Below are 18,260 nucleotides of genomic sequence, written 5' to 3'. Positions count from 1 at the left end.
CTCCTGCGCCCGCACGGGTGGGAGGAGTAGTGCCGAGCTTGCTCGGCACCTCCCTACCTTCCCCACAACCTGACCCCCTCCCCTCGCACCAACCCCAACCGCCCTGCCAGTGAAATGCACTGGCCCGCCACACCTTGCCCTGCCTCGGGCCTTGCCTCAGGCCTTGCCTCGGGCCTTGCCTCGGGCCTTGCCTCGGGCCTTGCCTTGGGCCTTGCCTTGGCTCTTGCCTTTACCCAAGGGGCACCAGCCAACTGTCGAGCGTCGGCACGGGTGGGGTTGCGGGGCCCTGAGGCGCATGGATGCGCCGACGGAGCTTACATGGACGTACTTGCAGCGTGCCCCGCAACCCCACCCGTGCCGGCGCCGCCTCCGATCGCCGCACACCAAGGCTCCCGCTCCAAAGCTCCGGCTCCGGCTCCGGCTTCAGATTTCGCCTCTGCTTCAGACTTACCGCTCTTAAAAAGAAACCCCAACCAACCCCAAAAGACCCAACAGCGCCGCCACCACCCCTATCATGGTGGCCCCTTCCGGGAACGGGCTTTCCATGTTCAATCGCAACGTCGGCATCATCCTGCTCATCGCCCTGGCCGCCGGCCTGGGCCTGGTCGCCGCGCAGAAAGTGTTCGCGCCCACGCCGGCCAGCGACCGCCCCGCTACCGAATCGATCACCTTCTACCCCCAGCCCCGGCCCCTGCCTGACTTCAACCTCAGCCAGTCCGACGGCACCCGCCTCATTCCCGGCGAGCTCAAAGGCCACTGGACCCTCGTGTTCCTGGGCTTCACCTTCTGCCCCGACGTCTGCCCCACCACCCTGGCCGACCTTGCCCAGGCCCAGAAACAGTGGGAAGCCCAGCCCGAAACCCTCCGCCCCCGCCTTGTCTTCATCTCCGTGGATCCCGAACGTGACACCCCTGCCCGCCTCGGCGAGTACGTGCACGCCTTCCACAAGGACACCCTGGCCGCCACCGCCGACGTCCCCTCGCTCGAACGCTTTGCCACCTCCCTCGGCTTCGTGTTCCAGAAGGTCCCCGGCAAAGACTTCGATGAAAATCCCCAGGATTACACCCTCGAACACTCGGCCAGCCTGGCCGTGCTCGACCCGGACGGCAAACTTGCCGGCCTGATCCGCCCCCCTTTCAATGCGCAGGCCATTGCCCGCGACCTGCAGACGCTGACCGAGAAAACCGCACCATGAGCCTGACCACCACGCTGAGCTACGTCCTGCCCCACCGCCTCCTGTCCTCGATGGCGCGGCGCCTGGCGTATTCCAGCAACCCGCGGATCTCGCGCTGGCTGATCGACACCGTGACCGAGAAGTTCGGCGTCAACCTGGCCGAGGCCGCCAACCCCGATCCGCGCAGCTACGCCACCTTCAACCAGTTCTTCACCCGTGCGCTCAAGCCCGGCGCCCGCGTGGCCGCGCCCGACCCGCGCACCCTGGTGATGCCTGCCGATGGCCGCATCAGCCAGCTTGGCGCGATCGAGGACGGCCGCATCTTCCAGGCCAAGGGCCAGTCGTTCACCGCCGCCGAACTGCTGGGCGACGCCAAGGATGCCGAGGTGTTCCACCACGGCCTGTTCGCCACCGTGTACCTGTCGCCCAAGGACTACCACCGCGTGCACATGCCGTGGACCGGCACCCTGCGCGAAACCGTGCATGTGCCGGGACGTCTGTTCAGCGTGGGCCCGGCGGCGGTCAACAACGTACCCGGCCTGTTCGCCCGCAACGAGCGCCTGGTCTGCCATTTCGATACCGACTTCGGCCCGATGGTGTCGGTGATGGTGGGCGCGCTGCTGGTGTCCGGCGTGGAAACCGTGTGGGGCGGTGAAGAGATCCCGGCCTACGGCGACACGATTACCCGCAAGGACTATCGCGGCAAGGGGATCACGCTGCAGCGGTTCGCGGAGATGGCACGCTTCAACTACGGCTCCACCGTGATCATCCTGCTGCCGCCGGGCGTGGCCGAGTTCGCCCCGCACCTGGATGCCGAGCATGCCGTGCAGTTGGGGCAGGCGCTGGCTACCCTGAAGTGACGGTGGTGCCGAGCGTGTGATCGGCGCGCACAAAAAAACGCCCCGGGAAACCGGGGCGTTTTTTGTGCGCGATCCGCTGCGGTCAGATCTCGACCGGGCCCACGTCCATGCCGTCGTAGTCTTCCACGCCATTGGCTTCGGCCAGCGCCTGCAGCTCCTGGTTGCGGGCGTCCAGCGAGGCTTCGCTGTGCACCTCGGCGCGCTCCACGTGCAGCACGTGGTACGGCGCCTCGCCCTCTTCCAGGTCCGGCTCGAAGATCTCGACCAGGCTGTAGCCCATGCCGACGAGCTTCTCGCCCAGGCCGCTCAGCGGCTCGGGGGTGGTGTTGACGAAGAAATAGCCCCACAGCATCGGGCCATTGAGGTCCCAATCGGTGTTTTCGCGGATGTTGGCGAACATCTCGTTGATTGCGGTGATATCCATCGTCTTGTCCTGTATGCGTGACCCGGTGGCCGAAAGGGAGTGGCCGCGGGCGTGATGCCGGCAGCCTACTCCATTGGGCGTGTGCTTACTTGCCGCAGCCCTGCAGCTTGAGCACCTGACCCTGCCTGAGCGCATAGGCCGGGGCCTTGAGGCCGTTGGCACGGGCCAGTTCACGCACGTCGCACTGGAACTTGTCGGCGATCGACCCCAGGGTCTGGCCCTTGCCCACTTTGTGGCTGCGGACCGGCTTGGCCTTGGGCTTTGCCGCCGGGGTGGCCACCGGGGCGACCGGGGTAGCGGCCACTGCGCTGGCCTGCACCTGTGCCACCGGCACCACGCTGCCCACGGCCACGTTACCGGTGTAGCTGGCCGCGGCGGGGCGCACGATCGCCGCGTTGAGATCGGCGGTGATCAGGGTGCGTGCCAGGTCCGCGCGCGGGCCGCTCACGCAGTAGCGGTTGTACAGCCCGGCGATGCGGGTGGTGGCGTTGATCGTGGTACCGGCCGGAATCCAGCCGTCGGCCTCGTAGCGCGGGTTGAGGTTGCGCAGCGCGCGCATGTAACCGTCGCGGGTGCCGGCACTGCCCAGGCAGATGGTCAGCTCGTAGATGGTGGTGGACTTGGCCAGGCGGATCGTCGCCGGCTGCGCGCTGATCTTCGGGAACTCCACGCCGTACTGCTGCGGGTGCAGGAAGATCCAGGCCGCGGCGATCACCATCGGCACGTAGTCCTTGGTTTCACCGGGGAACTGGTTGTACACGCTGTCCACCCAGAAGCCCTGGCCGCCGCTCTGCTTGAACACGCGCACGGCGCGGCCTTCGCCGCCGTTGTAGCCGGCCAGCGACAGCTCGACGCTGCCATTGAGTTCGCGCATGCGCTCGTTGAGATAGGTGGCGCTGGCCTCGGCCGCGCTGCGCGCATCGAAGCGGGTGTCGAAGCCGGTGCCATCCGGACCCAGCCCGAAGCGGCGGCCGGTGGCCGGCATGAACTGCATCAGGCCAGCGGCACCGGCGCGCGAGGAGGCGTGCACGCGGCCATTGGATTCCTTGGCCATGATCCCGAACAGCAGCGCCTCCGGCAGGCCGCGCTTCTCCCACTCGGGCCACATCACCTGGCGCAGGTTCTGGTAGTTCTCGTAGGTGGTCATCAGGGCCGGGCGCATGTCGGTGAGCCAGCGGCGGATGCCGGCCTGCACCGCCGGGTTGTACTCGACCATGTTGTCGAAGGCGTGGCGCTTGTCGTTGAGCAGCGCCGCCGCACGCGCCGCTTCGGGCACGTCGGCCGACAGCGGGCCGATGTGGTCCGGGTCGGCTTCCAGCAGGCCGCCGTCGCTGGCCAGTTCGTCGCCCTCGCCATCGCGGGTGTCGGCGTTGTCTTTCAGCAGGCGCTTGTAGGCCGGCAGCATGTTGCTGACCTGGCAGCCCTTCTGGGCGACACAGGCGCTGATCACATCCTCCATGTCCTCCAGCGCGGCGTCGCCTTCGTTCTTGCCCTTGGGATCGGCATTGGCCACCAGCACCAGCGCATCGCGATAGCGCTTCTCGGCGGCGGCCATGCGCTGGTCCAGCGCCTCGATCTTCACCCGGTCGCGGGCCGAAACCCTCTGTGCATGGGCCTCCGGCACGAACGAGAGCATTGCAGCGAGCGCCAACAGCGGCCAACCACGGACAAGCAAGACAGGAACGGGCATTTTTGGCACTGTGTGCGAAAGATGGGGCAGAGTAGCCGCGCCGCTTGCATCGGGGCAACCCGGTCGGACCGGCAACCTGCGCCGACGTTTAGAATCCCGCCCATTCACACAGCACCAGCACAAGCGAGTTGACCATGGATCCGATCCTGCTCGGCAAAGGCATCACCGACGATATCGCCGTGACCCTGCAACCCCGCCTGGGCAATCGCCATGGCCTGGTGGCCGGGGCCACGGGCACGGGCAAGACCGTCACCCTGATGACCCTGGCGGAAGGTTTTTCACGGATCGGCGTACCGGTGTTCCTGGCCGATGTGAAGGGCGACGTGTCCGGCCTGGCGGTGCCCGGCGCCGGCACCGAGGCGCTGCTGCAGCGCGCGAAGGACCTTGGCGTGGCCGACTACGCGCCCGCCGCCAGCCCGACGATCTTCTGGGATCTGTACGGCAAGCTGGGGCACCCGGTGCGCACCACCGTGAGCGAGATGGGTCCTACGCTGCTGGCGCGCATCCTGGAGCTCAACGACACCCAGTCCGGCGTGCTCGACATCGTGTTCAAGCTGGCCGACGACCGCGGCCTGCTGCTGCTGGACCTGGATGACCTGCGTGCCCTGCTCGGTCTGGTCGCCGATGAACGCAAGGACATCTCCACCGAGTACGGCCTGGTCAGTGCGCAGACGGTGGCGGCGATCCAGCGCTCGCTGCTGCGGCTGTCGCAGGACGGCGGCGAAGCCTTCTTCGGCGAGCCGGCGCTGGAACTGGCCGACATCATGCGGGTCAACCATGACGGCCGCGGCGTGATCGGCATCCTGGCCGCCGACCAGCTGGTCCTCAAGCCCCGGCTGTACTCGACGTTCCTGCTGTGGCTGCTGTCGGAACTGTTCGAGACCCTGCCCGAAGTGGGCGACCTGGACAAACCCAAGCTGGTCTTCATCTTCGACGAGGCCCATCTGCTGTTCGACGATGCGCCGGCGTCACTGGTGCAGCGCATCGAGCAGGTGGTGCGGCTGATCCGCTCCAAGGGCGTGGGCGTGTACTTCTGCTCGCAGTTCCCCGACGACGTGCCGGCCAACATCCTGGGGCAGCTCGGCAACCGCGTGCAGCATGCGCTGCGCGCCTTCACCCCGCGTGACCAGAAGGCGGTGAAGACCGCCGCCGAAACGTTCGTGCCCAATCCCAAGCTGGACGTGGCCGCCGTGCTGGCCAAGCTCGGCACCGGCGAGGCGTTGGTGTCCACCCTGCAGGACAAGGGCATTCCCTCGCCCGTGCAGCAGACCCAGATCGCGCCGCCGCGCTGCCGGATGGGCGCCATCACCGAGGCCGAACGCGCCCAGGTGCGCGCCGGGAGCCCGGTGGGCAGCCGCTACGACACCGCGATCAACCGTGAGTCGGCCGCCGAACTGCTGGCCCAGCGCGCGCAGAAGGTGGTCGCGCAGGCCGATACGCCCAAGGCCCGCACCCGTGAGCAGGACGAGCAGCAGGAAGGCGGCTTCGGCCAGTCGATCAAGGACGCCATCTTCGGCACCAAGCGCCGCCAGGGCATGATCGAAACCATGGCCAAGCAGACCACCCGGACAGTGGGCAGCAAGCTGGGCAACCAGATCGTGCGCGGCATCCTGGGCGGGCTGTTTGGCGGCAAGCGCTGAGCGATACCGATGTCGCGTTGGCGTCCCCCGGCGGAAAAGAGCACGGCCCTGATCACCGCACAGGGCCACCAGAGGTTGAAAGCGGAACTGGACGACCTGTGGCGGGTGCGCCGGCCGGAGGTGGTCAAGGCCCTGGCCGCGGCAGCCGCCGAGGGGGATCGTTCGGAGAACGCCGAATACACCTACCGCAAGAAGCAGCTGGGCGAGATCGACCGGCGCGTGCGCTACCTGACCAAGCGGCTGGAATCGCTGCGCGTGGTCGACACCACCCCGACCGATCCGCAGGCGGTGTTCTTCGGCGCCTGGGTGGAGCTGGAGAATGTGGACAGCGGCGATACCAGCCGCTACCGCATCGTGGGTCCGGACGAGACCGATGCCGCCACCGGCTGGATCAGCATCGATTCGCCGCTGGCCCGCGCGCTGCTGAAAAAGCGCGTGGATGACGAGTTCGAGGTCGAGCTGCCCAGCGGGCGCACCGGCTTTGCGATCCTGGCGGTGGAGTACGGCGCGGGTTGAAGCGTCTGCGCCGGTCGCAGCGCCGCCCAGACGTTGAGGACTACGCGCTTTGGCAGGGTCGCATCCCGATCCACTGCCATGGAGCATGCCGCGTTCGGTGTCGGCGTGAGCATCGCCGAAAAGAGCGTTGCGCCGTTCAGCGCACGGCGTTACCGGGCGCTGCACCGCTATCGGTGGTTGTTTGGGAACCCACCCAACCTTGCGCTGCGGGATAGCGCCTCCCCTCGCGCAGCGGCCGGAAATAATCGGCCTGGCGGTAAAACGCCGCGTCCTGCTGCGGATGCCAGCCGGGAATACCCATCAGCGGCAACGGCCGCAGTTCCAGCGGGTCGCTGAGGGCGCGCCCGCTCTGGATCATCTGCGCGGCCTGCGCCACGGCGCGCGCATCCTCGTCGGCGCACACCACCAGGCACTTGCCCACCAGCAGACGCCCTGGCAACAACGCCTGTTCCATCAAGGCGTGGCCGATCACCGCCGCCACGGCGATTTCACCGCTACGCCACCGCCCTGCCCCGTCCACGAACAACGCCGCCCAGTCGTGCCGATCCCAGGCCTGCACCACCGCCGGATCGCGCACCCGCACGATCACGCCGGTTTCGTCGAACTGGGTCAGCGCGGCCTGCGCACGGTTGCGCTGCTGCGGACCGTGGCAGCCGATATGCAGGCACTGGCGCGCGTTGAGCGCATCCTTGATGGCCGGATGGCGCGCCCACACCAGCGCGTTGAACAGGTCGTGCCAGTTCTCCGCGCGGGTGGCAATGCGGCCCTGGGCAATACGTTGTTCGTAATGCAGGCCGTCGGCCAGCAGCGCGTCGTCCTGCTCGACCAGCTGGCGGCCCGGCAGCATCAGGCGGGCATCCAGCGCCGGGACGGTCGGCCAGTCGGCCGCCGTCATCAGGTCGGCGTAGCCGGAAAACCCGGCAAACAGCGGCTGGGCGAAGACGTCCGCCGCCACCACGCCACGCGGCGGTGCGATGAAACGGCGGCGCGTGCCACCGGCATCGGCCGCCGCCGCCGTCACAGCACCTGCAGGTCGAACGGCTTGCGCGCAGCGTCCACGATCAACGCATCGCCATACAGGTCGTGGTCGTCGCTCTCGGTGATCTCCACGTCGACGAACTGGCCCACGCGCAGGCGGGCCTCCTCGGCATTCTGGATATGCACCAGGCCATCGATCTCCGGTGCATCGGCCTTGGAACGGGCTACGGCGATGCCGTCTTCAATCGCGTCGACCAGGCACTGCTGCACGGTGCCGATCTTGGCTTCCAGGCGTGCCGCGGAAATCTCCGCCTGGCGTGCCATGAAGCGTGCAAGGCGCTCCTGCTTCACTTCCTCCGGCACGGCATCGGGCAGGTCGTTGGCCGTGGCACCGGTCACCGGCGAGTAGGCGAATGCGCCCACGCGGTCCAGCTGCGCCTCGTCCAGGAAGCCCAGCAGTTCGTCGAACTCGGCGTCGGTCTCGCCGGGGAAGCCGACAATGAAGGTCGAACGCACGGTGATGTCCGGGCACAGCTGGCGCCAGCGCTGCACGCGCTCGAGGGTCTTGTCGACCGCACCCGGGCGCTTCATCAGCTTCAGGATGCGCGGGCTGGCGTGCTGGAACGGGATGTCCAGGTACGGCAGGATCCGGTTCTCGGCCATCAACGGCACGATCTCGTCCACGTGCGGGTACGGGTACACGTAATGCATGCGCGTCCAGGCATCCAGTTCGGACAGGCCTTCGCACAGCGCCTTGAGCCGGGTCTGGTAGGCCTTGTCGCGCCACATGCGCTCGGCGTACTTGACGTCCACGCCATAGGCCGACGTGTCCTGCGACACCACCAGCAGTTCCTTCACCCCACCGCGCACCAGCCGCTCGGCCTCGCGCAGCACCTCATCGACCGGGCGCGAGACCAGCTTGCCGCGCATCGAGGGAATGATGCAGAAGCTGCACTTGTGGTTGCAGCCTTCGGAGATCTTCAGGTATGCGTAATGGCGCGGGGTCAGCTTGATGCCGTAGTCGGGCACCAGGTCCACGAACGGATCATGCTTGGGCGGCAGCGCGGCGTGCACGGCCTCCATCACGCTCATGTAGTCCTGCGGGCCGGACACCGCCAGCACGTTCGGGTACGCCTCGCGGATCTGCTCGGGGCGCTTGCCCAGGCAGCCGGTGACGATCACCTTGCCGTTGGCGTTCATCGCCTCGCCGATCGCATCCAGCGACTCGGTCACGGCCGAATCGATGAAGCCGCAGGTGTTGACCACCACGACGTCGGCCGCATCGTAGGAGGGCACGATGTCGTAGCCCTCCGAGCGCAGCTGGGTGAGGATGCGTTCGGAATCGACGAGCGCCTTCGGGCAGCCAAGGCTGACGAAGCCGACTTTGGGGTTCAGCTGGGACATGGAATCGCGGGACTCTGGGGGCCTGGGCCCATGCCGGAATGGCGTGGGGACCTGGGGCCGGAAACGGCGGCAAGTATACCGGCGTTGGGGGCCGGGCCCTGAATCGTGTCGGGCCGATCCCGCCAGACCCGGCACGGTCGCTGACACCGCCCTAACCGGCGCGCGGCCGATAATGAACGCCTGAACCAACAGGAGTCACGCATCATGGGTGAGTGGGTCACGCTCGATACGCATCACGGTCCGGTCCGGGCCTGGCAGGCCACACCGGCGGGCAAACCGCGTGGCGGGCTGGTGGTCATCCAGGAGATCTTCGGTGTGAACGCGCACGTGCGCGAGGTCGCCGAGGGCTTTGCGGTGCAGGGCTATGCGGTGCTGGCGCCGTCGTTCTTCGACCTCATCGACGGGGTCGAGGCCGACCCGGATGCCCTGCCCTACGACCCGGACGGGGTGAAACAGGGGCTGGAACGGGTGAACGCGCTGGGCGTGGAGAAGGCGCTGGAGATCGTCCGTGCGGCGGCCTCGCGGCTGGCCCCGGCCGGCAAGGTGGGCACGGTGGGCTACTGCTGGGGCGGCAGCATCGCGCTGTTGTCGGCGCTGCGGCTGGGCCTGCCCTCGGTGAGCTACTACGGCGCGCGCAACGTGCAGTTCCTGGACGAAACACCCAAGGCCCCGGTGATGTTCCACTTCGGGGCCAAGGACAAGAGCATCCCGCCCGAGGCGATCGCCGCCCACCGCGAGAAGCTGCCGCAGATGGCCACCTTCGTGTACCCGGCCGACCACGCCTTCAACCGCAGCGTCGGACATGCGTATGATCCAGACAGCGCCACCCTGGCGCTGGAACGCACCCTGGACTTCTTTGCGGAGCATCTTGGATGAGCGAGTTCGAACTGGATCCACGCCTGGCCACCGACAGCGTACTGGTAGCAGAAGGGCCGTTGTCGCAAGTGCGATTGATGAACGACGAGCGTTACCCCTGGTTGATCCTGGTGCCCCGGCTGGCCGGCATCACCGAATGGATCGACCTGGACGGCGATCAGCAGGACAAGCTGCGCACCGAGTTGAACCGTGCCTGCAAGGCGCTCAAGGGCACCGACGGCGTGGAGAAGATCAACATCGGCGCGCTGGGCAACATCGTGCGCCAGTTGCATTTCCACGTGATCGGGCGCCACGTGGGCGATCCGGCGTGGCCGGGCCCGGTGTGGGGCCAGGGCCAGGCACACCGTTTCGATCCGGAGGTGCTGGCCGAACGTGTCGCGCACTGGAAGGAACGGCTAGGATATTCGCCCCAGCCCTAGCGGACCCTGCCCCTGATGCGTTCCAACCTCGTCGCTGCCATCGTCCTGATCCTCGTCGGCCTGTTCCTGCTGGCCAGCAACCTGGGCTGGACCAACATGAACATGGGGAAGCTGATCCTCACCTGGTGGCCGGTGGTGCTGGTGGCGGTGGGCATCGGGCTGCTGTTCGGCCGAGGCAAGTAGAGCGGACCGTTGGTCCGCTGCTTTTGGGTCCGCTGCTTTGGGTCACCACGCCGCACGCCGGACCAAGCCACAAAAAAGCGCGGAGTACTCCGCGCTTTTTTTGTGGGTGACGGTCCTCGTTACGGATCACGCAACCGCAGCCGACCAACGGTCGGCTCTACCGGTCGGGGAGCAGGCGCGCAGCAGCACGCGCGTTCGGCAACCGGGCGCACCGCAGGGCGCGCGTTGGAGACCCGGCACGCGGCAGTGCGCGCGCAGGGCGTGATCAGGTCCGCGGCAGGGTGACGCCGGTCTGGCCCTGGTACTTGCCACCGCGGTCCTTGTAGGACGTCTCGCAGATATCGTCCTTGTCGGCCTGGAAGAACAGCATCTGGGCCACGCCTTCGTTGGCATAGATGCGCGCCGGCAGCGGCGTGGTGTTGCTGAATTCCAGGGTCACATGCCCTTCCCACTCCGGTTCCAGCGGGGTCACGTTGACGATGATGCCGCAGCGCGCGTAGGTGCTCTTGCCGAGGCACACCACCAGGGTGTCACGCGGGATGCGGAAGTACTCCACGGTACGCGCCAGCGCGAAGCTGTTGGGCGGGATGATGCACTCATCGCCCACGATGTCCACGAAGCTGCCCGGGTCGAAGTGCTTGGGATCGACGATGGTGGAGTTGATGTTGGTGAACACCTTGAACTCGCGCGAGCAGCGCACGTCGTAGCCGTAGCTGGAGGTGCCATAGCTGACGATGCGCTGGCCGTTGGCCTGCTTGACCTGGCCGGCTTCAAACGGCTCGATCATCGCCTGCTGTTCGGCCATTTGACGGATCCAGCGGTCACTCTTGATGCTCATGCTCAGTCCTGGGGTGCAATGGGTCGGGCTCGTCCGGGGCACGATTCTAGCAGCCGTCAGGGCAGCGGCCAGCAACCTGGCCCGCACGGTGGTCGCCGTGGCGGGGTGCCCTTGTCCAACAGTCGGCGCCTGCCAATCGCGGCACCCGCCGCCGCCGACGCCCCCCCCCATCCAACGAGAAGGGCACCGGTCAACCCTTCGCGCATTGCATCGTGACGGCTCACTGCCGAGCTCGATGTCAGTGGATATGAGAGCTTTTTTGAAGCGTGTTCGTGAATTGCGTCACGGAATATTGAATTTGACAACCTGACCAGCCTGCCTCCAGTAAATTCGCATGCTAGCTTCACGTTGCGTTCAGCTTGAGCGCCATGACGAAAAGGACGATTCATGTACGTAGCACATGGTAGAAGCTTGATTGCCTCGTTACTCCTGGCCGCCGGATTTGCCTGGTCGGGAGCAGCCGAAGCAAAGGTCGAAGAGTGCAACAACTGCAGTATTTCTCAGATGGAAGAAGTGGCCTATCTCGCATTGGACAACGCGCCAGTGCCATACAACGAGGTTATTTATTTCGTCGACATGCAGGGCGGAAATGTTGGAAAGTTCGAGCTCTTCAAGGACTACTTGAACGTAGAAGAAGCATGCGTCCCCTCTCCGATCGAAGTGACGTTTGGATGCGTGGAGTTTCGCTGGGTCGATAATCTGCCAGTCGAACAGCAGGTCCGTGACTACATCATCCTGATACGCCAACTTGGTGCCACCCCTATCTTCCTGCCTGCGAGCGCGGATCTTCCGCAGAACGGATACGAACTGGTCCAGTATCCGCAGAAGCAGGACGCTGTTTCGCAGTATCTGACTACTACCAATGCCCAACAGGTGCAGGAAGCCTGGAATGCACTCAGCTTTCTCGGAATCAGTGTTCCGGCGCCCGTCACTGTGACAGTCAGAATGCCAGATGGCAGTACCGCCACCTATGTCTGGAGCCCCGAAACAAAGAAGTTCAGTCTCGTAAAAGGAAGCGTGAGGGATAGCGCGGGCAATCGTGTCCCGGAGACGCCTGCGGACGTAGCCGGCGGCGTGGGTACATCACTGGAATATGACTTCACCAGCAACCCGGAAGACCTGTGGGCGTTCCTTGATCGGATGAACATGCTGGGCATTCCCGTCACGGGCCCCAATACTGGCCGAATGGTGTGCAGTTCACAGGTCACCGGCGAACGAGTCACCGTGACCTGCACCTCACAATAGGGGCTCAGCACGTTCGCGACCGCCCTGTGGCAGGTGCCTTGCTCGGCCTGGAGAGGGGAAGACTCAGACGGCTGAGACCATCGTTAGACGGCCTGCCAAGGGGACAAGGGGCGCACCACCGCGGTGCGCCCCTGACTGTTTCTGGCCCTTCAGGGATGTAATGAGCTTCGATGGCGAGTCAAGATTCGGGCATCGATCTTTGCGTCCAAACTGACACCGGGTTCGATCACGGTGCGCCGACCAGCGACCTCAGCAACGTTTGCCAAGGCGTGCCGATGGGTACGACAAGCTGCTCCATGTACTTGAACATCCTTGGGAGCCTTGCCATGGAGTGCGTCGGCCGCAGTGCATCAGGCCCGGCAACGCCGGACTTGGTGGATGTTCTCCCAGCAACCAATGCTCAGATCAGGGAAGACAGAATCGGGATGCTGGCGCGCGGGCGCTTGCCCACTTCTTCGATCAGGCGCTCGGCCGCGCGCAGGTAGGCCTGGGCGGCTGCCGAGTCCGGCAGCGCCGCAGTGATCGGGGTGCCGGCGTCGCCCTGCTCGCGGATGCCGATTTCCAGCGGCAGCGACCCCAGCAGCGGCACGCCGTACTGGGCGGCCATGCGCTCGCCTCCGCCGTCGCCGAACAGGTGTTCGCGGTGGCCGCAGTTGCTGCAGGTGTGCACGGCCATGTTCTCGAGAATGCCAAGCACCGGCACTTCCACCTTCTCGAACATCTTCAGTGCCTTTCGGGCATCCAGCGTGGCGATGTCCTGCGGCGTGGTCACGATCACCGCGCCGGCCAGCGGAATCTTCTGGGTCAGCGTCAACTGGATGTCGCCCGTGCCCGGCGGCAGGTCGATCAGCAGGTAATCCAGGTCATCCCACAGGGTGTCATTGAAGAACTGGGTCATCGCCGAGGTGGCCATCGGGCCGCGCCAGATCATCGGCGTCTCGTCTTCGATCAGGTAGCCGATCGACATGGTTTCCACGCCGAAGGCGCGCATCGGTTCGATCGACTTGTTGTCCGGGCTTTCCGGCCGGCCGCTGAGGCCGAGCATGGCCGGCACGCTCGGGCCATAGATGTCGGCATCGAGCAGACCCACGCGCGCGCCCAGCTTGGCCAGCGCCACGGCCAGATTCACCGCCGTGGTGGACTTGCCCACGCCGCCCTTGCCCGATCCCACGGCAATCACGTTGCGGATGCGCGGATGCGGGCTGAGCCCTTTCTGCACCTGGCTGGCGTGGGGACGACGCGACTGACTGGGGCTCACTGCATGACTCCGAAGAAGCGATTGCGCTGAACTGCGCAGTATACAAGCCGCCATCCACGCCCGTGGCGCGCGCCACGCTGGGCAGCTGGCACGCCGCCAGCCTGAACACAACCCCACCCGGCGGCGCGATGTCCACGGACAGCATCAGGACAAGGGAGCGCGGCCCATCCCAAGGTTTCAAACGAAACTATTCCCTTCAAATCAACCACTTGAGGTGCTTCGAGGCCGAATTCCCTTGTCCTGCAACGGTTTGCCGATCATGTCTTTATGACGCGTTGATGAACAGTTGACACGACAAGTTAAGCCTATGTTAATCTCGGGTCATCAGCGCGTGATGCTGGTGAAGAGGCCTCTCAGCGAGACCTCGAAGGGGCACAAGGACGTCGGCCACGGGTGCAATGCCCGGCAGGCGCCCGGTGCAAAAAAAGACTTTTAGGGGGTTTCACCAATGACGAACCGCACCCTGCTCAGCCGCAACCCGCTGAGCTTTGCCATGGCTACGGCCCTGGTTGTATCGGCCATCTCACCGGCTTTCGCCCAGGACAGCAGCAGCGCGTCGGGCAGCGAAACCCGCGGCGCCACGCAGCTGGACAAGGTCACCGTGACCGGCTCGCGCATCAAGCGCGCCGAAGTGGAAGGCCCGGCTCCGGTAGTCGTGGTGACCTCGCAGGACATCGAAAAGCAGGGCTTCAACACCGTCTATGACGCGCTGACCACCCTGAGCCAGTTCACCGGTTCGGTGCAGAACGAACTGTCCGGCGGCTTCACCCAGAACGCCAGCTTCCTGAACCTGCGCGGCCTCGGCCCGGGCTATCAGCTGGTGCTGATCAACGGCCGCCGCGCCACCGACTACCCGCTGCCCTACAACGGTCAGTCCAACGCGGTGAACCTGGCCAACATCCCGGCCGCCGCCATCGACCGCATCGAAATCCTGTCCGGCGGCGCATCGGCCATCTACGGCTCCGACGCCGTGGCCGGCGTGGTCAACATCATCATGAAGACCAACTTCGAGGGCGACACGGTCACCCTGCGCGGTGGCACCACCACCCAGGGTGGCGGTGACTCGGGTCGCTTCCAGTGGGTGGGCGGCAAGACCGGCAGCAACTGGAGCGTGACGTACGCCTTCGAGGCCCTGGAGCGCGAGGCGATCTACGCCAGCCAGCGCGATTTCATGGACTCCTACCGTGACGACCCGTCGGTTGATCCGGCCGACGCCACCGCGGTGGAATCGGTGCGCTTCACCGTCAACCGTGGCGCCGGCGCCATTCGCGAATGGCCGGCCCCGGGCGGCCTGGAAGAGGTCTGCGGTCGCTTTGCCGACTTTGAAACCTACAAGTCCGCGCCGTCGGCCGCCGCGCCGAACCGCTGCGGTTACTTCGGTTACCCGGCCACCCAGTCGATCCGCAACTCCGACAGCACCCAGTCCGGCTACCTGTACGGCACCTACGACTTCACCGGTGGCACGCAGGCCTGGGGCCAGTTGAGTGCCTCGCGCTCGGAAGCCAAGCTGGCCGGCGCCACCCGCTTCTTCGCCAGCGGCGCGGCCCTGGGCATCACCAACCACTACGACCCGCAGTTCGGCGGCACCGTCGGCAACGTGCAGCGCATCCTGACCCCGTCCGAAGTGGGCAGCATCGGTGCGCAGAACAACTTCGTCGAGAAGTCGCTGGACGTGGCCTTCGGCCTGCGCGGCAACTTCGGCGAGAAGTTCGACTGGGACGCCACCGTGTCCCACTCGCGCTACACCGCCGATGAAAACTTCAACTGGCCGGTCGCCAGCCGCATCCGCGACTTCTTCTACGGTCCGCAGCTGGGCACCCGTCCCAACGGGCTGCCGATCTACCGCCTGAACGTCGACCGCCTGCTGAACCCGCTGTCGCCGGAAGACGTTGCCGCCTTCAGCGACAACTTCTCCAGCACCTCGTCGTCGCAGGCCTCGCAGGCCACCTTCGGCGTCAGCGGCGACCTGTTCGAGCTGCCCGCCGGCCCGCTGGCCATGGCCGGCGTGCTGGAAGCAGCGCAGCAGAAGTACGACGTGTCGCCCGATGCACGCATGGCCCAGGATTACACCGGCACCGGTGGCCCGCTCGGCCGTACCGCAACCGGCGGCGGCGGCGATCGCAACCGTTACGCGGTGGGCCTGGAGTTCAGCATCCCGATCGTCAGCACCCTGAAGGCCAACCTGGCCGGTCGTTACGACAAGTACGACGACGCCAGCTCGGTCGACGGTGCCGCCACCTGGATGGCCGGCCTGGAATACCGCCCGTTCGAAAGCCTGCTGCTGCGCGGCTCCCATGCCACCAGCTTCCGTGCGCCGGACATGCATTACATCTTCGCCGAGCCGTCGGGCTTCTTCCTCAACGGCGCGCTGGACGAATACCGCTGCCGTCGTGACGGCCTGGACCCGCTGAACAACACCGACTGCGGCTCGGGCACCGACTACACCTACTCCATCCAGGGCGATCGCCAGGGCAACCGCAACCTGAAGGAAGAGACCGGCAAGTCGACCACCGTCGGGTTCGTCTGGGACGTGATGGACCAGATGTCGCTGAGCGTGGACTACTACAACATCGAGCTGAAGGGCGCGGTCAAGGACATCTCGTTCGGCTACCTGATGCGCAATGAAGCCGACTGCCGCCTGGGCCAGACCCGCGACGGCCAGCCGGTGGATGGCACCTCGGCCGCCTGCGATTACTTCCGCAGCCTGGTCGGTCGCGACGGCATCAACCCGACCACCGGTGAAGACGAGTACGTGGTCGAGTACCACTCGGTGCCGTTCAACCAGGCCAACCAGAAGACCTCCGGCCTGGACGTGGCGTGGAAGTACAAGATCGATACCGACCGCTGGGGCGATTTCGACCTGGGCCTGAACTGGACCCACGTGCTGAAGCTGGAAGACCAGGAGTTCCCAGGCAGCGGCACGCGCAACGTGCGTGACCACAAGCAGTTCTTCAACTTCCGCAGCCGCATCAACTGGACCGCCAGCTGGGAACGCGACGACTGGGCAACCACCGTGTACGGCTACCGCTGGGGCTCGCTGCCGAACTGGGCTGAAACCGGCCGCATCGGTTCGTACGTGGTCTGGAACGCCAACATCCAGAAGAAGGTCACCAACAAGGCCACCATCGGTCTGTTCGTGAACAACGTCTTCGATGAAATGTCGCCCAAGGATGACACCTACAACACGTACCCGTTCTTCTTCTACAACTACAGCCCGATCGGCCGCGAGGTCTTCGTGCAGTTCGAGTACAAGCTGAACTGATCGCTCCCCGTTGCATCGAAGAGCCCGGCTTGCCGGGCTCTTCGCTTTGCAGGACATGAAACCTGTCTCATCCATCTGGAGAATGCGTATGAAGCGCATGTTGCCCCTCCTGGCGCTGGTCGTGTCGACCGCAGCCCCGTCGGCGCAGGCCGCCGCCCCCCAACAGCCCGTCAAGGATTTCGTCGGGCATGCTTCCTACAGCTCGGTCAAGATCTCGCCCACCGGCGAGTACCTGGCGATCACCGTCGACCAGGGTGACCAGGACGTGCTGACCGTCATCCGCACCAGCGACCTGAAGCCGATCAAGGTCAACACGCTGCCGGAAAAGAAGAGCGTCGGCTCGTTCTACTGGACCAGCCCGGACCGGTTGCTGTTCAACGCGGTCAAGAAGCTCGGCGGCTATGCCTCGCCGATGTCCACCGGCGAGTGGTATGCCGTCAATGCCGATGGCAGCCAGCCCCGCCCGCTGATCTACTACGGCACCCGCGATGCCACCCAGCGCGGCAAGGAAGTCAGCCGCGAGAGCTTCTCGCTGCTTGACACCCTCAAGGACGACGACCAGAACGTCATCATGCAGGTGACGTCGGCGCGTTCGTCTGAAGGTGCCAACACCGAAGTGGTGCGCATGGATACCGTCAGCGGCCGGCGCACGTCGCTGGGCCGCGCGCCCAAGGAAAACTGCAGCATCGCGCTGGATGCCGCCAAGGAGCCGCGCTTCGCGGTGTGCACCTCGAGCAAGAACGAGGAAGGCGAGTACGAAGAGCGCAGCGAACTGTACCGCCGCGATGGCAGCGGCTGGACGCTGCTCAATGCTTCCAAGGCGGACGGCAAGCACCTGGACGTGATCACCACGACCAACACCGGCACCGTCTACGCCACCCAGGACGACGACAAGGCACCGGCGGCCGTCGGCACCCTGGACACCACCACCGGCGCGTTCAAGTCGCTGTTCCAGGACCCCACCGCGGAGGTGTCCAACTACATCTGGTCCACCGATGAGAGCACGCTGGTGGGCGTGGTTACCGAGGCGGCCGCGCCGGCGGTGAAGCTGATCGACGAAAACCATCCCGACGCCGAGCTGTACGCCTCGCTGGCCGCGGCCTTCGAGGGGCAGATGGTCGACTTCTCCAGCTACACCCAGGATGGCCGGAAGATCATCGTCAGCGTCTACAGCGACAACAATCCGGGCGAGCTGTACCTGTACGACCGCGACACCGGCAAGGCCCGCTTCCTGATGTCGCGCCGTCCGCAGATCGACAAGAAGAACATGGCGTCGATCAAGCCCTTCAGCATCACCACCCGCGACGGCAAGAAGGTGTTCGGCTACCTCACCCTGCCCAACGGGTCGGACGGCAAGAACCTGCCGCTGGTGGTGAACCCGCACGGTGGCCCGATCGGCCCGCGCGACAACTGGGGCTTCAACCCCGAAGCACAGCTGTTCGCCAACCGCGGCTATGCCACCCTGCAGGTGAACTTCCGTGGTTCGGCCGGGT

General features: G+C 65.8%; 16 protein-coding genes. 10 read left to right on the top strand and 6 right to left on the bottom strand.

The window, feature by feature from the left end; all coding sequences use genetic code 11:
- Positions 1 to 544: 544 nt before the first annotated feature.
- A complete protein-coding gene (locus DBR34_RS20765) occupies positions 545 to 1,195 on the top strand; it encodes an SCO family protein (RefSeq protein WP_128098179.1) in 651 nt (216 codons plus the stop codon).
- Positions 1,192 to 2,034 carry an archaetidylserine decarboxylase gene (asd, locus tag DBR34_RS20760; protein ID WP_128098175.1) on the top strand — a complete coding sequence of 281 codons (843 nt, stop codon included), beginning with the start codon at positions 1,192 to 1,194 and terminating at the stop codon, positions 2,032 to 2,034. Before DBR34_RS20765 ends, asd begins: the two co-directional genes overlap by 4 nt.
- Positions 2,035 to 2,116: 82 nt before the next feature.
- Here asd and DBR34_RS20755 read toward each other — a convergent pair whose 3' ends face one another.
- Positions 2,117 to 2,458: a ribonuclease E inhibitor RraB gene (locus tag DBR34_RS20755; RefSeq protein WP_128098174.1), complete on the bottom strand. Its 342-nt coding sequence runs from the start codon at positions 2,456 to 2,458 to the stop codon at positions 2,117 to 2,119.
- Positions 2,459 to 2,543: 85 nt separating this feature from the next.
- Positions 2,544 to 4,148, bottom strand: coding sequence for a transglycosylase SLT domain-containing protein (locus tag DBR34_RS20750; RefSeq protein WP_128098173.1), 1,605 nt, complete (start codon positions 4,146 to 4,148; stop codon positions 2,544 to 2,546).
- A gap of 134 nt (positions 4,149 to 4,282) precedes the next feature.
- On the opposite strand from DBR34_RS20750, the gene DBR34_RS20745 reads away from it, so the two are divergent.
- The gene (locus tag DBR34_RS20745) at positions 4,283 to 5,788 is read left to right on the top strand and encodes a helicase HerA-like domain-containing protein (protein WP_128098172.1); all 1,506 of its coding nucleotides are present in this window, start codon (positions 4,283 to 4,285) and stop codon (positions 5,786 to 5,788) included.
- A 9-nt stretch (positions 5,789 to 5,797) separates the two neighbouring features.
- On the top strand, positions 5,798 to 6,304 hold the full coding sequence (gene greB, locus DBR34_RS20740; RefSeq protein WP_128098171.1) for a transcription elongation factor GreB: 507 nt from the start codon (positions 5,798 to 5,800) through the stop codon (positions 6,302 to 6,304).
- A gap of 136 nt (positions 6,305 to 6,440) precedes the next feature.
- Here greB and DBR34_RS20735 read toward each other — a convergent pair whose 3' ends face one another.
- Positions 6,441 to 7,325 carry a DUF3025 domain-containing protein gene (locus DBR34_RS20735; protein ID WP_258224219.1) on the bottom strand — a complete coding sequence of 295 codons (885 nt, stop codon included), beginning with the start codon at positions 7,323 to 7,325 and terminating at the stop codon, positions 6,441 to 6,443.
- A complete protein-coding gene (rimO, locus tag DBR34_RS20730; RefSeq protein ID WP_128098170.1) occupies positions 7,322 to 8,686 on the bottom strand; it encodes a 30S ribosomal protein S12 methylthiotransferase RimO in 1,365 nt (454 codons plus the stop codon). Before rimO ends, DBR34_RS20735 begins: the two co-directional genes overlap by 4 nt.
- Before the next feature lie 204 nt (positions 8,687 to 8,890).
- Here rimO and DBR34_RS20725 point away from each other — a divergent pair, with 204 nt between their 5' ends.
- The 3 genes from DBR34_RS20725 to DBR34_RS21595 are packed head-to-tail and all read left to right on the top strand — an operon-like array spanning position 8,891 to position 10,164.
- Positions 8,891 to 9,562, top strand: a complete 672-nt coding sequence (locus tag DBR34_RS20725; RefSeq protein ID WP_128098169.1) for a dienelactone hydrolase family protein — start codon at positions 8,891 to 8,893, stop codon at positions 9,560 to 9,562.
- Positions 9,559 to 9,981 carry an HIT family protein gene (locus DBR34_RS20720; protein ID WP_128098168.1) on the top strand — a complete coding sequence of 141 codons (423 nt, stop codon included), beginning with the start codon at positions 9,559 to 9,561 and terminating at the stop codon, positions 9,979 to 9,981. The genes DBR34_RS20725 and DBR34_RS20720 overlap by 4 nt, the downstream gene beginning before the upstream one ends.
- A gap of 15 nt (positions 9,982 to 9,996) precedes the next feature.
- The gene (locus DBR34_RS21595; protein ID WP_019182647.1) at positions 9,997 to 10,164 is read left to right on the top strand and encodes a DUF5668 domain-containing protein; all 168 of its coding nucleotides are present in this window, start codon (positions 9,997 to 9,999) and stop codon (positions 10,162 to 10,164) included.
- Positions 10,165 to 10,429: 265 nt separating this feature from the next.
- Here DBR34_RS21595 and dcd read toward each other — a convergent pair whose 3' ends face one another.
- Complete coding sequence (gene dcd, locus DBR34_RS20715; protein WP_038687170.1) at positions 10,430 to 11,002, bottom strand: dCTP deaminase; 573 nt, start codon at positions 11,000 to 11,002, stop codon at positions 10,430 to 10,432.
- Positions 11,003 to 11,389: 387 nt separating this feature from the next.
- Here dcd and DBR34_RS20710 point away from each other — a divergent pair, with 387 nt between their 5' ends.
- Positions 11,390 to 12,247, top strand: coding sequence for a hypothetical protein (locus tag DBR34_RS20710; protein WP_128098167.1), 858 nt, complete (start codon positions 11,390 to 11,392; stop codon positions 12,245 to 12,247).
- Between the two features lie 400 nt (positions 12,248 to 12,647).
- Here the strand turns inward: DBR34_RS20710 and apbC are convergent, their stop codons facing one another.
- Positions 12,648 to 13,505, bottom strand: coding sequence for an iron-sulfur cluster carrier protein ApbC (gene apbC / locus DBR34_RS20705; RefSeq protein WP_181394093.1), 858 nt, complete (start codon positions 13,503 to 13,505; stop codon positions 12,648 to 12,650).
- Positions 13,506 to 13,953: 448 nt separating this feature from the next.
- On the opposite strand from apbC, the gene DBR34_RS24575 reads away from it, so the two are divergent.
- Both DBR34_RS24575 and DBR34_RS20695 read left to right on the top strand, forming a co-directional pair.
- Positions 13,954 to 16,767 carry a TonB-dependent receptor gene (locus DBR34_RS24575; RefSeq protein ID WP_308812572.1) on the top strand — a complete coding sequence of 938 codons (2,814 nt, stop codon included), beginning with the start codon at positions 13,954 to 13,956 and terminating at the stop codon, positions 16,765 to 16,767.
- A 97-nt stretch (positions 16,768 to 16,864) separates the two neighbouring features.
- On the top strand, positions 16,865 to 18,260 hold a 1,396-nt coding region (locus DBR34_RS20695; protein WP_258224218.1), incomplete at its 3' end, for a S9 family peptidase.

The sequence above is a fragment of the Stenotrophomonas sp. HMWF003 genome, assembly GCF_003061285.1.
Lineage (GTDB): Bacteria > Pseudomonadota > Gammaproteobacteria > Xanthomonadales > Xanthomonadaceae > Stenotrophomonas > Stenotrophomonas maltophilia_AP.
This window is presented reverse-complemented; position numbering and strand designations above follow the sequence as displayed.

Coding starts and splice junctions, on each gene's coding strand:
- DBR34_RS20765 (WP_128098179.1), top strand. CDS start 545: ATGTTCAATCGCAACGTCGGCATCATCCTGCTCATCGCCCTGGCCGCC.
- asd (WP_128098175.1), top strand. CDS start 1,192: ATGAGCCTGACCACCACGCTGAGCTACGTCCTGCCCCACCGCCTCCTG.
- DBR34_RS20755 (WP_128098174.1), bottom strand. CDS start 2,458: ATGGATATCACCGCAATCAACGAGATGTTCGCCAACATCCGCGAAAAC.
- DBR34_RS20750 (WP_128098173.1), bottom strand. CDS start 4,148: ATGCCCGTTCCTGTCTTGCTTGTCCGTGGTTGGCCGCTGTTGGCGCTC.
- DBR34_RS20745 (WP_128098172.1), top strand. CDS start 4,283: ATGGATCCGATCCTGCTCGGCAAAGGCATCACCGACGATATCGCCGTG.
- greB (WP_128098171.1), top strand. CDS start 5,798: ATGTCGCGTTGGCGTCCCCCGGCGGAAAAGAGCACGGCCCTGATCACC.
- rimO (WP_128098170.1), bottom strand. CDS start 8,686: ATGTCCCAGCTGAACCCCAAAGTCGGCTTCGTCAGCCTTGGCTGCCCG.
- DBR34_RS20725 (WP_128098169.1), top strand. CDS start 8,891: ATGGGTGAGTGGGTCACGCTCGATACGCATCACGGTCCGGTCCGGGCC.
- DBR34_RS20720 (WP_128098168.1), top strand. CDS start 9,559: ATGAGCGAGTTCGAACTGGATCCACGCCTGGCCACCGACAGCGTACTG.
- DBR34_RS21595 (WP_019182647.1), top strand. CDS start 9,997: ATGCGTTCCAACCTCGTCGCTGCCATCGTCCTGATCCTCGTCGGCCTG.
- dcd (WP_038687170.1), bottom strand. CDS start 11,002: ATGAGCATCAAGAGTGACCGCTGGATCCGTCAAATGGCCGAACAGCAG.
- DBR34_RS20710 (WP_128098167.1), top strand. CDS start 11,390: ATGTACGTAGCACATGGTAGAAGCTTGATTGCCTCGTTACTCCTGGCC.
- DBR34_RS24575 (WP_308812572.1), top strand. CDS start 13,954: ATGACGAACCGCACCCTGCTCAGCCGCAACCCGCTGAGCTTTGCCATG.